Source organism: Streptomyces kanamyceticus, from assembly GCF_008704495.1.
In the GTDB taxonomy this organism is placed as follows: Bacteria; Actinomycetota; Actinomycetes; order Streptomycetales; family Streptomycetaceae; genus Streptomyces; species Streptomyces kanamyceticus.
Genome location: NZ_CP023699.1, coordinates 9070720 through 9087426, shown reverse-complemented (window position 1 = coordinate 9087426; position 16707 = coordinate 9070720). Strand labels below are relative to the sequence as shown.

Genomic DNA, 16707 nt, shown 5'->3' with positions numbered 1-16707 from the left:
AACGGAACGAACGGAAGAGGACCTCATGTCGCAGGAACCCGTCGTCGTCATCGGGGCGAGCAGCGGCTTCGGCGCCGCCCTCGCCCAGGAGCTGACCCTGCGGGGCCACACCGTCCTGGCCGGGGCCCGCTCGCCCGAAGGTCCCGGTGGCGTGCCCTACCAGGCGGTCGACGTGACCTCCGAGGAGTCGGTCGCGGCGTTCTTCACCGAGGCGGCCGCCCGCTTCGGCGCGCCGTACGGATTCGTCTACTGCCCGGCGGACTCCTCCGCCGTCGGGCCCGGCTGGGAGGTCCCCGTCGAGGAGGTCTCCCGCGTCGTCGACGTGACCTTCGTCGGCTTCGTGCGCTGTCTGCGGCACGTCGTCCCGCCGATGAAGGAGCGGGGCCGCGGCAGCGTCCTGGCCATCGGCTCGCGCGGCGCCCGCGTCCCCGTGCCCGCCCTCGCCGCGTACTGCGCGGGCAAGGCCGCCCTCGAACAGCACGTGCGCTGCCTCGCCGAAGAGCTGGCCGACACCCCGGTGCGGGTCAACGCCCTCGGCATCTCCGGCGAGACCCCGCTCGCCCGTGACCATCTGAACCGCAAGGAGAAGGCCCTCGGCCTGACCACGCCCTACCCCGCCCTGCCCGACGTCCGCGACAACCTCCCTGCCGCGTGCTTCCTGCTGTCCGAGGACGCCGCCCATGTGTCGGGGCAGGTGCTCGACGCCCGTCCCCCTGCCTGGACCTGACATTTCTTCACCTCCCGAACCAACCTGAGGAAGTGCCATGACGAACACCCTCGACTCCCTCGACCCCTCCCCCCTCCCCACCGGCCTGCACGCCGACCGCGCCCAGGAGACCCGCTGGGTCGTCCAGGCGGTCAAGCCCGTCGAGTACGAGGTACGGATGGTCGCGGGGCTGCTCGACCCCGCCTCGTCCGACCTGGCCACCGCCGGGACCACCGAACGCACCGGAGACCGCCGCTTCGTGGTCGTGGACGCCCACGTCCACGAGCTCTACGGCGACCGCATCCGCGCCTACCTCGACCGGCACGGCCTCACCGGGCGGCTGTGCGTGCTGCCCGCGGGTGAGGAGGCCAAGACCATGGAGAGCGTGCTGCGCGTGGTGCGCGGCATCGACGAGTTCGGCATCTCGCGCCGCCACGACCCGGTGATCGCCATCGGCGGCGGCGTACTCCTGGACATCGTCGGCTTCGCGGCCAGCATGTACCGCCGCAGCACTCCCTACGTCCGGGTGCCCACCACCCTCATCGGTCTGGTCGACGCGGGGGTCGGGGTGAAGACCGGCATCAACTTCGACGCGGGCAAGAACCGCCTGGGCACCTATGCCGCGCCCGCCGTCTCGCTCCTGGACCGGACCTTCCTCACCACCCTCGACCGGCGCCACCTCAGCAACGGCCTCGCGGAGATCCTGAAGATCGCCCTGGTCAAGGACGCCCGGCTCTTCGCCCTTCTGGAGTCCCACGCGGAGGAACTGATCGAGACCTCGTTCCAGGGCCGGTTCGACCAGGACCCGGTCGCCACCGAGGTGTTGGAGCGGGCCATCCACGGCATGCTCGAAGAGCTCCAGCCCAACCTGTGGGAGAGCCGCCTCGAACGCCTGGTGGACTACGGGCACACCTTCAGCCCGACCCTGGAGATGGACGCGCTGCCCGCCCTCCTGCACGGTGAGGCGGTCAACATCGACATGGCCCTGACCACCGTGATCGGCCGCCGTCGCGGTCTGGTCACCGATGCCGAGCAGGAGCGCGCGCTGCGGGTGATGCGACGCCTGGAGCTGCCGCTGAGCCACCCGGTGTGCACCGGCGACCGCCTGGAGCGGGCGCTCGCGGACACGGTGCGCCACCGCGACGGGCTGCAGCGCCTCCCGCTGCCGGTGGGCATCGGCGACGCTTGTTTCGCCAACGACGTGACGGCCCGTGAACTGCACGACGCGGCCATGGAGTTGGCGGATCTGGAGCCGACCCATGCACGGTGACCTCCAGGTGTCGGACCTCGGCACACCCTCGGATGTGCACGGTGTGCACGGCGCCGCGGGGCGGACCCAGTGGCGCTCGCTGGCGGCGGGCCGGGCCCTGCGCGGTCCCTACGAGGCGGTGGAGTGGGCCTGCGTGCCGCCCGGCGGCATCAGCGGCGAGCACCGGCACACCCGGACCGAGGAGATGTACATCCTCCTCACCGGCGAGGGCGAGGCCCTGCTCAACGGCGCACCGCACCCGGTGCGCGCCGGAGAGCTGATCCTGACCGGCCTCGGCGCCACCCACGCACTGCGCAACACCGGTTCCGTGGACTTGAGTTGGCTCACCCTCGAAGTTCCCGCGCACCGCACCATCAGCACGGCACACGCGGCCCACGGGGGCCGGGAAGGCGAGGAGAACATGCCGGTACCACCGCCGGGCAGGACGGCCGTCGTCAGCCTGGACGAGCAGAAGGACGTCGATCCGCGGCCCGTCCTCCAGGGTCCGCTGCGCCGGGTCCGCCACCTGTCCGTGGCGCCCGGCACCGAGGAGAAGTTCTCCGGCGCGGGCCAGGAGCACAGCGTGTTCGTCCGCTCCGGCACGGGCGTGGCGCTCAGCGGTGCTTCCCGGGTGCCCGTGCGGGCGGACCTGGCGCTGACCACCTCGCTCGGCGAGGACCTGGTCGTGACGGCCGGTGCGGGGGGCCTCGACCTGATCTGCGCGACGTTCGTCGTCGACGACTCGTCCGGAGCGGAGGACGACCGGTGATCGTCACGGACAGCCGCTCGGCATCCGTCACCCACCGCGCGGACGGCGACGTGCGCTGGCGGACCCTGGCCCGGCGCGGCATGTTGTTCAGCGAGTGCGAGGCGGTCGACCACCTCGCCCTCGACGCGGGCGGCACGCTGGCATCGCGCCCCGACGACGGCACGGACCTCGTCTGGTACGTGCTCGCGGGCGGCGGCGAGTTCGAGGCGGCGGGCGAGCCGCCGCGCGCGCTCGCGGCGGACGACATGGCGCTGATCCCCGCAGGTGCCGCCATGCGGTTCAACTGCGCGGAGCCGACCGCCCTCCTCGTCCTCACGACGGTCCCGGAACGGGTCTCGCGCCGCCTGCCGCGCCGGGCGCCCTGCATGTAGCCCCGGCCCGCCGTTCCCGCCGTTCCCGCCGTTCCCGCCGTTCCCGCCGTTCCCGCCGGGAAGTCCAACTCCCCCTACGCCCCACCCTGCTCTTGCCCCACGGGAGTCACCTTGCCCCCACACCCGAACGCCCCCGCCGACCGCGGGGTCCGTACCCGAGGGATCCCTTCGGCCACGCACGTCGACCACGTCGCGTACACCGTCCCGGATCTCGACGACGCGATCCGCTTCTTCACCGAGGCGCTCGGCGCCGACCTCGTCTACCGGGAGGAGCCCGTGCGCGCCGACGACGACGCGATGCGCCAGACCCTCAACGTCCATCCGCGCGCGGTGGCCGAGATCGCCATGCTCCGCCTGGGGCCCGTCACCAACGTCGAGCTGTTCGCCTACCACGCTCCCGACCAGCGCCGTCTCATGCCGCGCAACAGCGACTACGGCGGCCACCACCTGTCCTTCCACGTCACCGACATCGACGCGGCGGCGGACCATCTGCGCGCCCAGCCCGGCGTACGCGTCCTCGGTGAGCCACGGACCGTCGCGTCGGGGCCCATCGCGGGCATGCGATGGGTCTACTTCCTCACGCCCTGGGGCATGCAGATGGAACTGAGCTGCCCGCCCGCGCGCCTGCCCTACGAGGAGTCGACCGTGCACCGCAGGTTCTCGCTCGCCGACCGGGGGGTGTGAGTCATGGACGTGGGCATCTCACTGCCGACGACATCGCGGCGCGCCTGGGACCCGGGCCTGGCCCACGTGGCCCGCGCCGCCGAGCGGGAGGGCGCCGCCTCGCTGTGGGTCAACGACCATCTGGCGATGGTGGCCGACCCCGCGTCGCCCTATCCCTACCGGGCCGACGGCACCATCGCCTGGGATCCGGCGGCCCCGCAGCTGGAGGCGCTCGTCGCGCTCGCCCAGGCCGCTGCGGTCACCGAGCGGGCCAGGATCGGCACGGCCGTCCTGGTGCTCCCGCAGCGCAATCCGGTGGAGCTCGCCAAGGCCACCGCAAGTCTTGACGTGCTGTCAGGGGGGCGCCTGCGCCTGGGTGTTGGCGCCGGTTGGCTCGCCGAGGAGATGCGCGCGCTCGGGCACTCCTTCGCGGACCGCGGCAGGCGCATGGAGGAGTACGTCCGGGTGCTGCGCGCCTGCTGGTGCGGCAGGCCCGACCGCTTCGACGGCGAGCACGTCTCCGTTCCTGACGGCCTGTTGATGTACCCGCGGCCCGTCAGGGAGGCGGGTGTGCCGATCCTGGTCGGCGGGATGAGCAAACCGGCCCTGCGCCGCGCCGCCCTGCTCGGCGACGGCTGGCTCGCCGTGGCGGACGCCGACGCGGTGGACAGCGCCGAACTGGGCGCCGCGGTGGCCCTCTTGGAGGCAGAGCGCGCGGCGCACGGACGCGGCCGCGCCGAGCGCGCTCTGAAGATCAACTGTCCGTCCGGGACGGACGCCTCCCGGTGCGCCGAGGCCACCGTCGCGGCGGCCGCAGCCGGGTTCGACGAAGTGATCCTCGACGTGTCGTGGGAACGCCTCGACGACGCGTCGGAGCTGCTGCGCGCCGCCCTGGACGCGGCGTCCGACGCGCGCACGACCTCGGGAGGTACGCGATGACCGGGCGCTTCACCGGCCGGACCTGTCTGGTCACCGGCGGCACCAGGGGCATCGGCCGCGACATCGCGCGGCGCCTCGTCGAGGAGGGCGCCGACGTCACGATCACCGGCCGCTCGGCCGGGCCGCTCGACGCCGCCGTACGGGAGTTGACGGGCGCGGGCCCCGGTTCCGCGCACGGCATCCGGTGCGATCTGGCGGACTCCGGCGCGGTGCGCGCCCTCGCCGCCGAGGCCCTGGAGCGCTCGGGCCGCGTGGACGTCCTCGTCAACAACGCGGGCACGGCGACCCTGCACCGCTTCACCGACGTGCCCGAGCGGGATCTGGACGAGGTGTGGGCCGTCAACCTGCGCGGCGCCTTCCTCCTGACCCAGCTGCTCGTGCCCGCGATGACGGCGGCGGGCGACGGCTGCGTGGTCAACGTGTCGAGCCAGGCGGCCGTCCAGGGCCAGGCCCTGATCTCCCACTACGCGGCGACCAAGGCGGCGCTGCTCGGCCTGACCCGATGCCTGGCCGTCGAACTGGCGCCCGCCGTCCGGGTCAACGCCGTCTGCCCCGGCATCATCGAGACCGACATGATCGCCGAGGACTTCCGCCGCCAGGGCGGTCTGCTCGGCACGGACGCCGACGCCGTGCGCGGCACGACGCTCGCGGGCATTCCCCTCGGCCGCTTCCAGCGCGGCGCGTCGGTGGCCTCGACCGTGGCGTTCCTCGCCTCGCCGGACGCCGCCGACATCACGGGCCAGACCTGGCACGTCGACGGCGGCATGACGATCGGCCGACGCGGTCCCGGTCATCGTGACCCCGACCAACACGGCCCCGCCCCTCAATGCCTCGACCCTCGCGGCCCCGACCACCGTGGCGTCCGAGCCACGGCCGACCTCGTACAGGAGACGTGACGCCATGCCGATTCCCCCCTTCCTAGCGGAGCTGCGCTCCCACGTCGGCACCCAACTGCTCTGGCTCTCCGGGGTCAGTGCCGTGGTCGTCGACGACGACGAGCGCATCCTGCTCGTACGGCGCGCGGACAACGGCCTGTGGGCGATCGTCGGCGGTGTGCTCGAACCCGGCGAGCAGCCCGCCCCCGCCATCGTGCGCGAGGTGCACGAGGAGACGGGCGTCCACGTGGTGCCCGAGCGCGTCTGCGCGGTCTACACCGAGCCGCCCATGACCTATCCCAACGGCGACCGGGCGCAGTACCTGGACATCGCCTTCCGCTGCCGCCCGGTCGGCGGCCTGGCGCGGGTCAACGACGACGAGTCGCTGGAGGTGGCCTGGTTCCCCGCCGACGCGCTGCCCGACATGGAGGAGAAGAACCTCCTCAAGATCACGCAGGCGCTGAAGGGCGGCGCCGAGTCGTGGTTCGTGGAGCCGTCATGAGCGGCATGGACCGTACGGGCGACGCTACGCCGCGTGCCCTCGTCTGGGACATGGACGGCACGCTCCTCGACTCCGGCGAGGTGGTGCCCGACGCCTTCGTCGAGACCGTCCGCAGGCTCGGCGGCGCGACGCCGGGCAGGGCCGAGGTCGTCGAGCTCTACGCCCTGGGCCCACCGCGCATCATGCTGTCCCACCTCCTCCAACGTCCGTGCACCGAAGAGGAGTTGGACCTCTATCACACGGTCCTGGCCGACACCGCCGTCGGCGCCGTCGTCTATCCGGGGATCCGGGCGGCGCTCGACGCGCTGCACGGGAGCGTGCCGCTCGCGGTGTTCACCGGCGCCAGCCGCCGTGCCGCGCGGATCCTGCTCTCCGCCACCGGCCTCGCCGACCGCTTCGACGCCGTCGTCGGCGGCGACGAGGTGAGCCGTCAAAAGCCCGACCCCGAAGGCGTGTTGAGCGCCTGTCGGCAGCTCGGGGTCGGCGCGCACGAGGCGGTCTACGCCGGTGACGCGCCGCGCGACCTGCTCGCCGCGCGCGCCGCGGGTGCTCGCGCCGCCGCGGCGGGCTGGGGCCATCAGTACGACCCCGGGGCGCCCGCCGACCTCACGCTGCGGACCCCCGAGGACCTGCTGCCGGTCTTCGGCCGCCCGGCGGGTCCCGCCTCCCCCTGACCCCTCTCGCACACCCACCCTCGACGGGCACCGTGCGGTGCCCGGCTGCACCCTGCTTGGAGACCCATGTACGTCCACATGATGACCGCCCCCGGCGAACTCGCCCTGTCCACCGTGCCGGACCCGGTGTGCGGGCCCGACGAGATCGTGATGCGGACCGAGGCGGTCTCCATCTGCTCGACGGACGTCTCGTACTTCCGCGGCCACCTGTCCCCCGGTGCCTGGCCGATCATCCCCGGGCACGAATACGTCGGCCGCGTCCTGGAGGTGGGGCGCGCGCTCGGCGCCTCCGTGGAGCCCGGTGACCGCATCTGCTACTGGGGGCAGACCGACTTCGGCGGCATGGCCGAGTACCGCGCGCTGCGCCCCCTGTTCCCCGGTCAGGAGGGGGCGGAGACCACCTGGTACACGGACCGCAACTTCTACGACGCCGACCAGGCCGCCTCGGTGGTCCTGCCCGCCACCGTCCCCTCCTCGCTCGCCACCGTCGTCGAGCCGCTCACCTCGGTCCTGCGCTCGCTGCTGTGGAACCCGCCGCGGCCCGGCGACACCTGCGTCGTCCTCGGCTGCGGCCCCAGCGCCCTGCTCGCGGTCCAGGTCCTGCGCCGCTACTTCGGCGTCGGCCACGTCACCGTCCTGGACCGCAACGACGACCGGCTGCGCCTGGCCCGCGAGCACGGCGCCGCCCTGTCCTTCAACACCGAGACGGGCGCCGAGGCCCTCGGCGACTTCGTGCGCGAGCACCACGACACCTACGCCGACTACGTCTTCGACGCGCTCCCCCACGTCGAGGCCGCCGCCGAAGGGGCCGTGCCCGCGCCCAAGGACGTCCGCGAGCAGGCCATGGGGCTGCTGCGGCCCGGCGGCGCCTACGTCGTCTACGGCGCGACCGCCGTGCCGCAGCTCATCAACACCTGGATGATCCTGGCCAAGGGCCTCAGCCTGCGGGCCGCCCCCTTCGACGTACGCCAGTTCCCGATGGCCCGCTCGGCCGAGGTCGCCGGGGTGGCGCTGCGACTCATCGAGACCGGACTCGTCGACGCCCGGCCGCTCATGACGTCGTACGTCTCGCTCGACGACGAGGACGGCGTGCGGCGGGCGTTCACCGAGTACGGGCAGGGCGCCTCGATGAAGACCTCGCTGCTCGCGCCCGACGTCTTCGCGCGGACCCGGGACGCCCTGGACCTCGGCGAGCCGCTGCGGGTGGGGCCCGCCGTCCAGGAGACCGGGGCCGCCGTGTGACCGGGCCACCAGGGAGGTTCACCCGCGACTCGGTGACGGGCATGGCGTACGGCGGTCTCGCCCTGTACGCGTATGTCCTGTACGTCCAGGGCCCGTTGCTCCCGCTGCTCCGCGAGGAGACCCACCTCTCGTACGCCGCGATGAGCGCGCACTCCACGCTCTTCGCCGCGGGCGGCATCGTCACCAATCTGCTCTACGCCCGTGTCAGCGCACGGCTCGGCGGCCGCCGGTTGTTCTGGGCGGCCGCGGGCTCCCTGGCGGTCAGCGCCCTGCTGCTGGCCCTCGGCGCGTGGGCGGGCGTGGCGTACACCCTGGCGGCCTCGCTCGCCATGGGCGTCACCGGGGCGACGCTCCAGACGGCGACCGCTTCGGCGCTCTCCGATCACCACGGGCCGCACCGCGAGCGGGCGTTGGTCGAGGCGAACGCGGGCGCGAGCGCCACGGCGCTGCTCGCCCCGCTCGCCGTCGGCGCGTTCCAGGCGAGCGGTCCTGGGTGGCGTGCCGCGCTGGTGGTGCCGCTGCTCGCGGGCGCCGTGCTGTACGTCGCGTGCCGACGGGTGCCGTTCGGCGCGGCGCCGCGCCGAGGCGGGCCAGGCGCGCCCGGGAAGACCGCCCGCGCGAAGGCCCCTCCTCTTCCGGCGCGCTTCCGGCTGCTGTGCACCCTGTTGGGCACCGTGGTCGGCCTGGAGTTCTGCGTGGTGTTCTACGGAGCGCCCCAACTGTCCAGCGGGGTGGGCCTGAGCTCCGACAGCGCGGCCACGGCGATGAGCCTGTTCGCCGCGGGGGCGCTCGCCGGGCGTCTGGTCGGCAGCTCGGTGGCCCGCCCCGGGCGCGCCCGTCCTCTCGTCGTCGCCGCGCTGGCGGTGACGGGCGCGGGCTTCCTGCCGCTGTGGACGGCGACCGCCGCCCCGGTCGCGCTCGTCGCCCTCTTCGTCACGGGCTTCGGCGTGGCGAACCTCTTCCCGCTGGTGCTCTCGCTCGCCATCGAGGTCGCCCCCGACCAGAGCGACCGGATCACCGCCCGCGTCTACCTCACGACGTCCACGGCCATCATGTGCGCCCCGCTGCTGCTCGGCGCGCTCTCCGACCGGGTCGGTGTCCGCCCCGCGTTCGGCGTCACGGCACTCCTCATCGCCGTGGCCGCGCTGCTCGTCCTCCTGGACCGCGCGCCACGCACTCCCCCATCCGCCATCCCCCGTCCCGCCGCGCCGCGGCCGGACCCCACGGAGGTCAAGAGTTGACCAGTCACGCTACGGCGGCGCACAGGGCCGCCGATGTGCTGCGCGAGAACCGGCGCACCGGCTTCTCGGCCGGTGCGGGCCTCGCCTACGACTACACCTGCCCCTCGCCCGAGACGTATCCGTTCCAGTGGGCGTGGGACAGCAGCTTCCACGCGATCGCCCTGCTGCACGTCGACACCGAACGGGCGCGCACCGAGCTGTCCTCGCTGCTCTCCGCGGTCACCGGGACCGGGTTCCTGCCGCACATGGTGCTCTGGCAGGACGACCTGCGGCCGCGCGCCACCGCCGAGTTCAGGATCGACCTGTGGGAGGGCTGGCGCTCGGTGACCGTCGCGCCGCCCGTGATCGCCCGGGCCGTCGAGCACGTCTACGAGGCGACCCTCGACCTGGCCTGGCTGCGGCGGACGCTCCCCGCCGTGCAGGGCTTCTTCGACTGGCTGCACCGGCACCGGCGCAGCCCGCGCACCGGGCTCATCGAGATCTACCAGCCGGACGAGTCGGGCCTGGACATGAGCCCCAAGTACGACGCGGCGCTCGGGCTCGACACGTCGGCGCGGGACGCCGTGCGCGACGACTGGCACGCCGCGATGCGCCGCCTCATCGACGGCTACTCCCACGACCGCCGCCCCGAGAGCCCGCTGCGCGCCGCCGGGGCGTTCGTCTGGAACGACGTGCTCGTCAACTCGATCTACGCCGACGGCTTGATGTCCCTCGCCCGGCTGCAGGCGGAGGTGGGCGCCCCCGAAGCCGTCTCGCGCGCCACCGACGCGGCGGCGCGGGACATCTGGGCGGCGCTCGTCGAGCACTGCTGGGACCCCGCACGCGGGGCCTTCTTCGACCTGGACCTGGTGTCGGGGCGGCGCTCCACGGTGCTGACGGCGAGCTCCCTCTTCCCGCTCATCGGCGACGGCGTCCCGGAGCCGATCGCGGAGCGCCTCATCCACGAACACCTGCTGAACGAGCGGGAGTTCTGGCTCCCTTATCCGGTCCCGAGCGTGGCCGCGACCGAGCCCTCCTTCGACCCCGCGTTCGCCACCGGCGCGATCTTCCGCGGGTCGAGCTGGGTGAACCTCAACTGGTACCTGTACGGGGGCCTGCGGCGCAGGGGGTACGACCGGGAGGCCCGGCGGCTCGCGCTGCGCACGGCCGAGTGCGTGGCGGCGCGAGGGCCGCGCGAGTGCTACGGCCCGTACGACGCGGCGGGGCACGGGGCGCGGTCCTTCGGCTGGAGCACGCTCGTCCTCGACCTGCTGCACACGGAGTGGCTTCTCTCGCCGGGCTCCCCCGCCGATCAGGCCGTGCACGACGACTCCGTGCCCGCGGGGCACCGACTGCCGACGGAGGTCTGAGATGGCCAACTGGGGATTCCTGGGCGCCGGTTCGATCGCCGCGTCGAGCCTGGCTCCGGCCGTGCACGCCGCGCCTGGCGCCCGCCTCCACGCGGTCGCCGCGCGCGACGAGGCCCGGGCCGCCGCGCTCGCGCCCCGGCGCACCTACACCGCCTACCCCGACCTCCTGGCCGACCCGGAGGTCGACATCGTCTACGTGGCGCTGCACAACTCCGCGCACCGCCCCTGGGTCGAGGCGGCCCTCGCCGCGGGCAAGCACGTGCTGTGCGAGAAGCCGCTGGGCCTCACCGAGACGGAGACCGCGGCGATGGAGCAGGCGGCGCGCCGCGCGGAGCGGACCCTCGTGGAGGCCGCGTGGAACCGGTGGCACCCGCGCACCCGCGACGCGGAGGCGGCCATCGCGGGATCGGCGATCGGCCGCCCCCTGCACGTCACGGCCGCCTTCCACGGCCTCGCACCGGCGCCGGACAACTACCGCCGCGTCCCCGCGCTCGGCGGCGGAGCCCTGTACGACGTGGGCTACTACGCGCTCTCGGCCGCGCTCGCGGCGTTCTCCTGGCGGATGCCGCGCGTCGAGCACGCGCGGTGGGAGAGCTGGGACGCCTCGTCCGCCGACCGCTCGGTGGTCGCTGACCTCGCTTTCCCCTGCGGCGGGACCGCCGAGATCCGGTGTTCCCTGGACAGCGAGCTCGCCGAGGAGTTCGCCGTCCACGGCACCGAGGGATCGCTGCGCCTGTCGGAGCCCGCCTTCACGGCGGGCGCGGCCCCCTGCACACTCGCCACGACGTCCGAACACGTGCGCCGAACCGCGGACGTACGGGAGTACGCGCCGACCGACCCGTACCGGCTGATGGTCACCGACGTGGACCGCGCGCTCTCCGTCGGCACGGGCTACCTGGTGCCGACGGAGCAGAGCCGTCTGATCGCGCGGCTGATCGACGCGGTACGAGCCGCGGCGTCGCGCGCCGACGGCGGGGCGGAGCACACACCGGCCCCGCACTTCGACCGCGAACGTGATCAGGGCCTGCCCGGATGACGGGTTCGGGGCCGACAATCGACGGTGTGACTCACACCAGCATCCCCGCCCCCGCAGCGCCCGCCGCGTTCCCCGGTGGCGCCGAGCTCTTCCGGCTCGGCCCGCGCGTCGCCCACCTCAACCACGGCTCCTTCGGTGCCGTCCCGCTCCCCGTCTCCCGCGTCCAACGGCAGCTGGCCGAGGAGGCCGACGACAACCCCGACGAGTTCTTCCTCGGCGTCGCCGACCGCGTCGCCGACGCCCGCACCCGCATCGCGGCCCACATCGGCGCGGACCCCGCGGGGACCGCCCTGGTCAGCAACGCCACCGAGGCCGCCAACCTGGCCCTCGACGCGCTGCGCCTGGCGCCCGACGACGAGGTCCTGGTCACCGACCACGGCTACGGCACGGTCGTGGCGGCCGCCGCCCGCAGGGCCCGCGTCAGGACCGTCGCCCTGGGTCCCGACCTGCCGGACGAGGACGCGGTGCGCGCCGCGGTGCTCGCCGGGCTCACCTCGCGTACGCGCGTCGCGCTGCTCGACCACATCAGCTCGCCCACCGCCCGCTTCATCGCCACCCCCGCGCTCCTCGCCGACCTCGCCGAGCGCGGTGTGACCACCGTGGTCGACGGCGCCCACGCCCCCGGCATGCTCGCCGAACCCCTGGCGGGCGGACCCGACTTCTGGTTCGGCAACCTGCACAAGTGGGGGTACGCCCCGCCGGGCAGCGCCCTGCTCGTGACGTCCCCCGCCCACCGCGACCTGGTGCCCGCGCCCGTCCCCTCCTGGGAGGACCACCGGGGCTACCCCCGCGCCGTCGAGTACCGGGCCACCGTCGACTACACGGGCTGGCTGGCCGCCCCCGAGGGCCTCGACCTGCTCACCGGCCTCGGCCCGGACCGCGTACGCGCCCACAACAGCGCCCTCGCCGCCTACGGCGCCGAACTCCTCGCGCGCCTGCCGGGACTGACCCCGCTGCCCTCCGACGACCGCCTCGCCATGCGGGCACTGCGCCTGCCGTCACGTCTCGGCCGCACCCAGGACGAGGCCGTCGCCCTGCGCGAGGAGATCGCGACACGGCTCGGCTGCCGGGTGCTGATCTGGGCCTGGCCGGGCGGCGGTGGCATCCGGATCTGCGGGCAGGTCTACAACGCGCCCGCCGAGTACGAACGCCTGGCCACGGGGCTTCGGTCGCTGCTCGACGGGCGGTGAGACCCCGCTCCGAGGGCCGCGGATGAGCAGGGGGAACCGGGCAGGAACACGCCAGACACCACATCGGCCGACACGGGTCTCACCGGGCCGACGACTCAGGGTGTATGCCCGGTTCGCCCACATTCACTCATTCGGGTGGCAACAGGTCCCAACAGGCAAGTGACCGGGGCGAGTTCGGGAGCCTTGAGGGGCCGTTTGACGGGAGAGTCACATGAGCGCTTCCTCATCCCCTCCGCCACCTCCCCCCTACCGTCTCCTGCGGGCCACCGACCTGCTGGACCTCACCTTCGGCTTCCTGGGCCTGAGTCTCGTCCGCCCCCTGCTCGGTCCCCGCCGTCTCGTCCGCAAGGACCCCGCCCAACCCGCCTTCCTCGTCGTCACCTTCGGCCCGCAGCACGTCGCCGAACAGGCCTTCTTCGAAGTGAGCCCCGGCCTGCCCGAAGCGGCGAACCCGCCGTCGGCTGCCCGGGCGGGCAGCGAGCAGCACAAGCCGCCGCCCGTCGCCTCGCGCATCGGCGGCCGCAGTGTCCTGGTCTTCGCCGTGGGCGCCGACGACGCCATCGACTACACCGAGTCGGGCCTGCTCACGGCCATGCGGACGCTCCCGTTGCGGGTGGTGGACGCCGCCCGTGAACCCGCCGCCGCGACCGGCCTCGCTCCGGTCTCCGGCGGTGCGCGCCTCGATGCGTTCCAGGCCCTGCGACTGGCTCGTGCGGTGGCCGAACTGACCGCGCGGCACGGTCCTGACGAGCCCCTCGCCGCCGGGCTCGTCGCCGCCCCCGCCGCGGAGTCCCAGGCCGCCGCGGGCCCCCGTCCCGAGAACCCCCTGGCCAACCCCGACGACCCGCGCACCGGGCTCGAACTGCCCTACCGCCTGCTCCTGTCACCGCCCCAGACCGCCGCGTGGACGCACGCCACCGCGCTGCCCGACCCGGGTGACCGGGTCGAGCTCTGGCACACCCGGATGCGGGCCGACCGCGCCCGCGCCGTATGGACCCGCGACCCGGGGTTCGACCCGGCGGTCCCGCGCCCGCTGGATCGCGGCGGCAACGAATTCACCATGGCCCTGGACCGCAAGGACCGGTCATCGGTGGTGCACCTGACCTCCAACAGGGAGCTGCCCGGCGGCTTCGTGCCCGAGCCGCTCGCCGTCGACCACCTGATCCTGTCCACCCTGGGCGGCTGGCTCGACTCGCTCGGCCGCTGGGACCGTCCGCCCACCGGCTTCGACGTCACCCAGTGGCGCCACCGCGCGGCCCTCGGCCGCGACCACTACGTACGCGTGATGTACCGGGGCCGCCTGTTCCCCTTCGGGCACCTGGCGGACCTGGTCAAGGTCACGGAGCGCAAGTTCGACCACGCGCGCCCCGACCGTGCCGCCTACCTCAACCAGCGGTTCTTCATCATGGTGCGCGAACCGGTGCGCGCCTACGGCACCCCGGAGGAGAACGCCGACCAGCGGCGCCTGCACCGCCTCTTCCCGTTCACCAGCGTGCGGCTGCTCACCCTGGTCACGCCTGACCTGTTGACGCCGCGGCCGATCCCCGGCCTGTCCTCGATCGACGGCGACCCGAACGAGAAGCTCGCCTTCTTCCCGGTGTCCTCGACCGATGATCCGTTCGCCTTCCAGGTCGCCATGGTCGATCTCGACGGACGCCGCCTGGAGTTCCGTACGCCGATGGCGTTCGTCGGCAAGCTCGTGCACGAGAACAAGGCCGATGTGCGGGCGGTCGTCACGCACTATCAGGGGCTCGTCTCCGGTCCGGTGCCCCAGCCGCCCGATCTCGGCGACCCCGCTGTGCGGCGGACCGTCGCGGACGTGCGCGGCCAGTCCCTCGCCTACGCGCCGAGCCGCAAGCCCGACGACACGACGCTCGCCACCGGCCAGCTGATCTGGGGCGCCGAGACCACCGACGCCCTCCTCGGCCTCGATCCCACCGATCACCCCCGGTTCGTGCCGACAGTGCGCTGGGCGCGCGCCGTCGTCCCCGCGCTGAGCCGCTTCGGCACCGGCTTCGGCGGGGATCAGCAGCAGTCGGTGTTCTATCCCGAGCCGTACGTACGGGACGCCTTCACCGAGGCGAACAAGGGGCAGGTCTTCATCGAGCTGGCCCAGGCCGTGGACCTCACCTTCCGCGACGGCGGCCAGAACGCGGGCGCGCTCGCCCAGCCGAACTTCCCGGTGGCGGGGCTCTCCCGGCTCACGGGACCCGTCGCGGCCACCCCCGCCCACCTGCTGGCGGCCGACGGGCAGGCCGTCGACAAGTGGGCCAAGCTCGCGCAGGGCCGGTTCAACCCCCTCGACTACTTCGGGGCACTGTCCGGGGCGAAGCTGTTCGGAATGTTCCCGCTCTCGGAGATCATGAGCGAGATCGGCCTGGACAACCTGAAGGCGCCGAACTTCTTCACGGCGACCGTCAACGCGGTCACCGGATTCCTCAGCGACCTGCGCGGCCTTCGCGATCTGCTCACCTCGGTCGAGGAGCAGTTCCCCGACATCGCGGACCAGGTCATCCGCGTGACGGACGCGGCGGCCGCATTCACCCAGCTCCTGGTCGACTACATCGTCGGTCAGCTGGAGGGCCTGCCCGACCCCACCACCATCGAAGAGGTGGAGAACGCCTTCAACGCGTTCTCCGAGGCGCTCGCCGCGCTGCGCGTCGGGCTGCCCGCCGCGGTGGACACCGGCGTGCGGCAGCTGCTCAGCAGGATCGCCGAGCAGGTCGCCACCTGGGACAGCGCCGTCGGTCAGGCGCTCGCCCTGAAGAAGGCGATCGAACTGGCGGCACTCGGCGCCAAGTTGCCCGACCTCGTCACCTCGCGCCTCGAATGGCAGCCCGACATCAAGGCCTGGACCCCGGACAAGCCGACGCCGACCAAGGCCGAGGACGCCGTGTTCTGGCCGGTGGGCAAGTTGACGCTGGTCACCGACCTGCGGGGGTCGCTGCGTCCGGATGTGACCCAGGCGGCGGACGTCACCTGCACCCTCGGCAAGTTCGACCTGCGCATGGTCCCGGGCTTCGACGCGATCGTGCTGCACTTCGACCAGATCAAGTTCACGATGCGTGCCGGGCAGAAACCGGACGTGGAGGTGAAGTTCGGCGGCGTCGACTTCGTCGGGAACCTGGAGTTCGTCCAGACCCTGCGCAACATCATTCCGCTGGACGGCTTCAGCGACCCGCCCGCGATCACCGTGGACAGCTCCGGGATCCACGCGAACTACTCGATGCAGCTGCCGAACGCGGCCGTCGGTGTCTTCAGCCTGGAGAACCTCTCGCTGAACGCCGCGCTCTCGGTCCCCTTCATCGGCGACACCCCGCTGCAGGCCGGGTTCGCGTTCTGCCGCCGGGAGGCGCCCTTCCGGCTCACGGTGTCGATGCTGGGCGGCGGCGGCTACTTCGGGATCGTCCTCACTCCCAAAGAGATCGCCGTCATGGACGCCGCCCTGGAGTTCGGCGCCGCCGTGTCCATGAACTTCGGCGTGGCCAGCGGCAGCCTGTCCGTGATGGCGGGCATCTACTTCCGCCTCGACCTCGCGCAGAAGAGCGTCACGCTCGTCGGCTATCTGCGCGCCCGCGGCGAGGTCGACGTGCTCGGCATCGTCTCCGCCTCCATCGAGCTGTACATGGAGCTGGGTTACAAGGACGGCTACGCGATCGGCCGGGCCAGCCTCACCATCAGCATCGAGATCGGCTTCTTCGAGACGTCGGTGACCATCCGCTGCGAGAAGAAGTTCGCGGGCAGCGGGACGCGGACCGCCTTCGCGGCGGGCGCCGACGCCCCCGCTCTGACCCCGCCCACGTTCTCCGACCTCATGTCGCCGTACGACGATCCGGCGACCGGCGCCCGGATCGACCCGGTCCTCGACTACTGCACGGCGTTCGCGGAGGTGGCCTGACCC

Annotated in this window: 15 protein-coding genes; all 15 read left to right on the top strand. The window is 73.2% G+C overall.

Annotated features, from left to right (window positions below):
- Window positions 1-25: 25 nt before the first annotated feature.
- Window positions 26-727: an SDR family oxidoreductase gene (locus CP970_RS39375; protein ID WP_055549758.1), complete on the top strand. Its 702-nt coding sequence runs from the start codon at window positions 26-28 to the stop codon at window positions 725-727.
- 37 nt (window positions 728-764) lie between these two features.
- Window positions 765-1976, top strand: a complete 1212-nt coding sequence (locus CP970_RS39370; RefSeq protein WP_055549760.1) for a sedoheptulose 7-phosphate cyclase — start codon at window positions 765-767, stop codon at window positions 1974-1976.
- Window positions 1966-2724 carry a cupin domain-containing protein gene (locus tag CP970_RS39365; protein ID WP_055549762.1) on the top strand — a complete coding sequence of 253 codons (759 nt, stop codon included), beginning with the start codon at window positions 1966-1968 and terminating at the stop codon, window positions 2722-2724. Before CP970_RS39370 ends, CP970_RS39365 begins: the two co-directional genes overlap by 11 nt.
- The gene (locus tag CP970_RS39360; RefSeq protein WP_055549764.1) at window positions 2721-3095 is read left to right on the top strand and encodes a cupin domain-containing protein; all 375 of its coding nucleotides are present in this window, start codon (window positions 2721-2723) and stop codon (window positions 3093-3095) included. The genes CP970_RS39365 and CP970_RS39360 overlap by 4 nt, the downstream gene beginning before the upstream one ends.
- Window positions 3096-3206: 111 nt before the next feature.
- Window positions 3207-3779, top strand: coding sequence for a VOC family protein (locus tag CP970_RS39350; RefSeq protein ID WP_079043664.1), 573 nt, complete (start codon window positions 3207-3209; stop codon window positions 3777-3779).
- 3 nt (window positions 3780-3782) lie between these two features.
- Window positions 3783-4697, top strand: coding sequence for a TIGR03619 family F420-dependent LLM class oxidoreductase (locus CP970_RS39345; protein ID WP_055549766.1), 915 nt, complete (start codon window positions 3783-3785; stop codon window positions 4695-4697).
- Complete coding sequence (locus tag CP970_RS39340) at window positions 4694-5593, top strand: SDR family NAD(P)-dependent oxidoreductase (protein ID WP_055549768.1); 900 nt, start codon at window positions 4694-4696, stop codon at window positions 5591-5593. The genes CP970_RS39345 and CP970_RS39340 overlap by 4 nt, the downstream gene beginning before the upstream one ends.
- Before the next feature lie 4 nt (window positions 5594-5597).
- A complete protein-coding gene (locus tag CP970_RS39335) occupies window positions 5598-6074 on the top strand; it encodes an NUDIX hydrolase (RefSeq protein ID WP_055549770.1) in 477 nt (158 codons plus the stop codon).
- On the top strand, window positions 6071-6748 hold the full coding sequence (locus CP970_RS39330; RefSeq protein WP_206188661.1) for an HAD family hydrolase: 678 nt from the start codon (window positions 6071-6073) through the stop codon (window positions 6746-6748). Before CP970_RS39335 ends, CP970_RS39330 begins: the two co-directional genes overlap by 4 nt.
- A 66-nt stretch (window positions 6749-6814) precedes the next feature.
- Entirely contained in the window at window positions 6815-7990 is a 1176-nt protein-coding gene (locus CP970_RS39325) for a zinc-dependent alcohol dehydrogenase (protein ID WP_055549772.1), read from the top strand.
- Entirely contained in the window at window positions 7987-9231 is a 1245-nt protein-coding gene (locus tag CP970_RS39320; protein WP_150494563.1) for an MFS transporter, read from the top strand. The genes CP970_RS39325 and CP970_RS39320 overlap by 4 nt, the downstream gene beginning before the upstream one ends.
- On the top strand, window positions 9228-10580 hold the full coding sequence (locus CP970_RS39315) for an amylo-alpha-1,6-glucosidase (RefSeq protein WP_150494561.1): 1353 nt from the start codon (window positions 9228-9230) through the stop codon (window positions 10578-10580). The genes CP970_RS39320 and CP970_RS39315 overlap by 4 nt, the downstream gene beginning before the upstream one ends.
- A 1-nt stretch (window position 10581) precedes the next feature.
- Window positions 10582-11616, top strand: a complete 1035-nt coding sequence (locus tag CP970_RS39310) for a Gfo/Idh/MocA family protein (protein WP_055549777.1) — start codon at window positions 10582-10584, stop codon at window positions 11614-11616.
- Window positions 11617-11642: 26 nt separating this feature from the next.
- Entirely contained in the window at window positions 11643-12806 is a 1164-nt protein-coding gene (locus CP970_RS39305; protein ID WP_224058959.1) for an aminotransferase class V-fold PLP-dependent enzyme, read from the top strand.
- Between the two features lie 211 nt (window positions 12807-13017).
- Window positions 13018-16704: a hypothetical protein gene (locus CP970_RS39300; RefSeq protein ID WP_055549781.1), complete on the top strand. Its 3687-nt coding sequence runs from the start codon at window positions 13018-13020 to the stop codon at window positions 16702-16704.
- The last annotated feature ends 3 nt before the right edge of the window (window positions 16705-16707 follow it).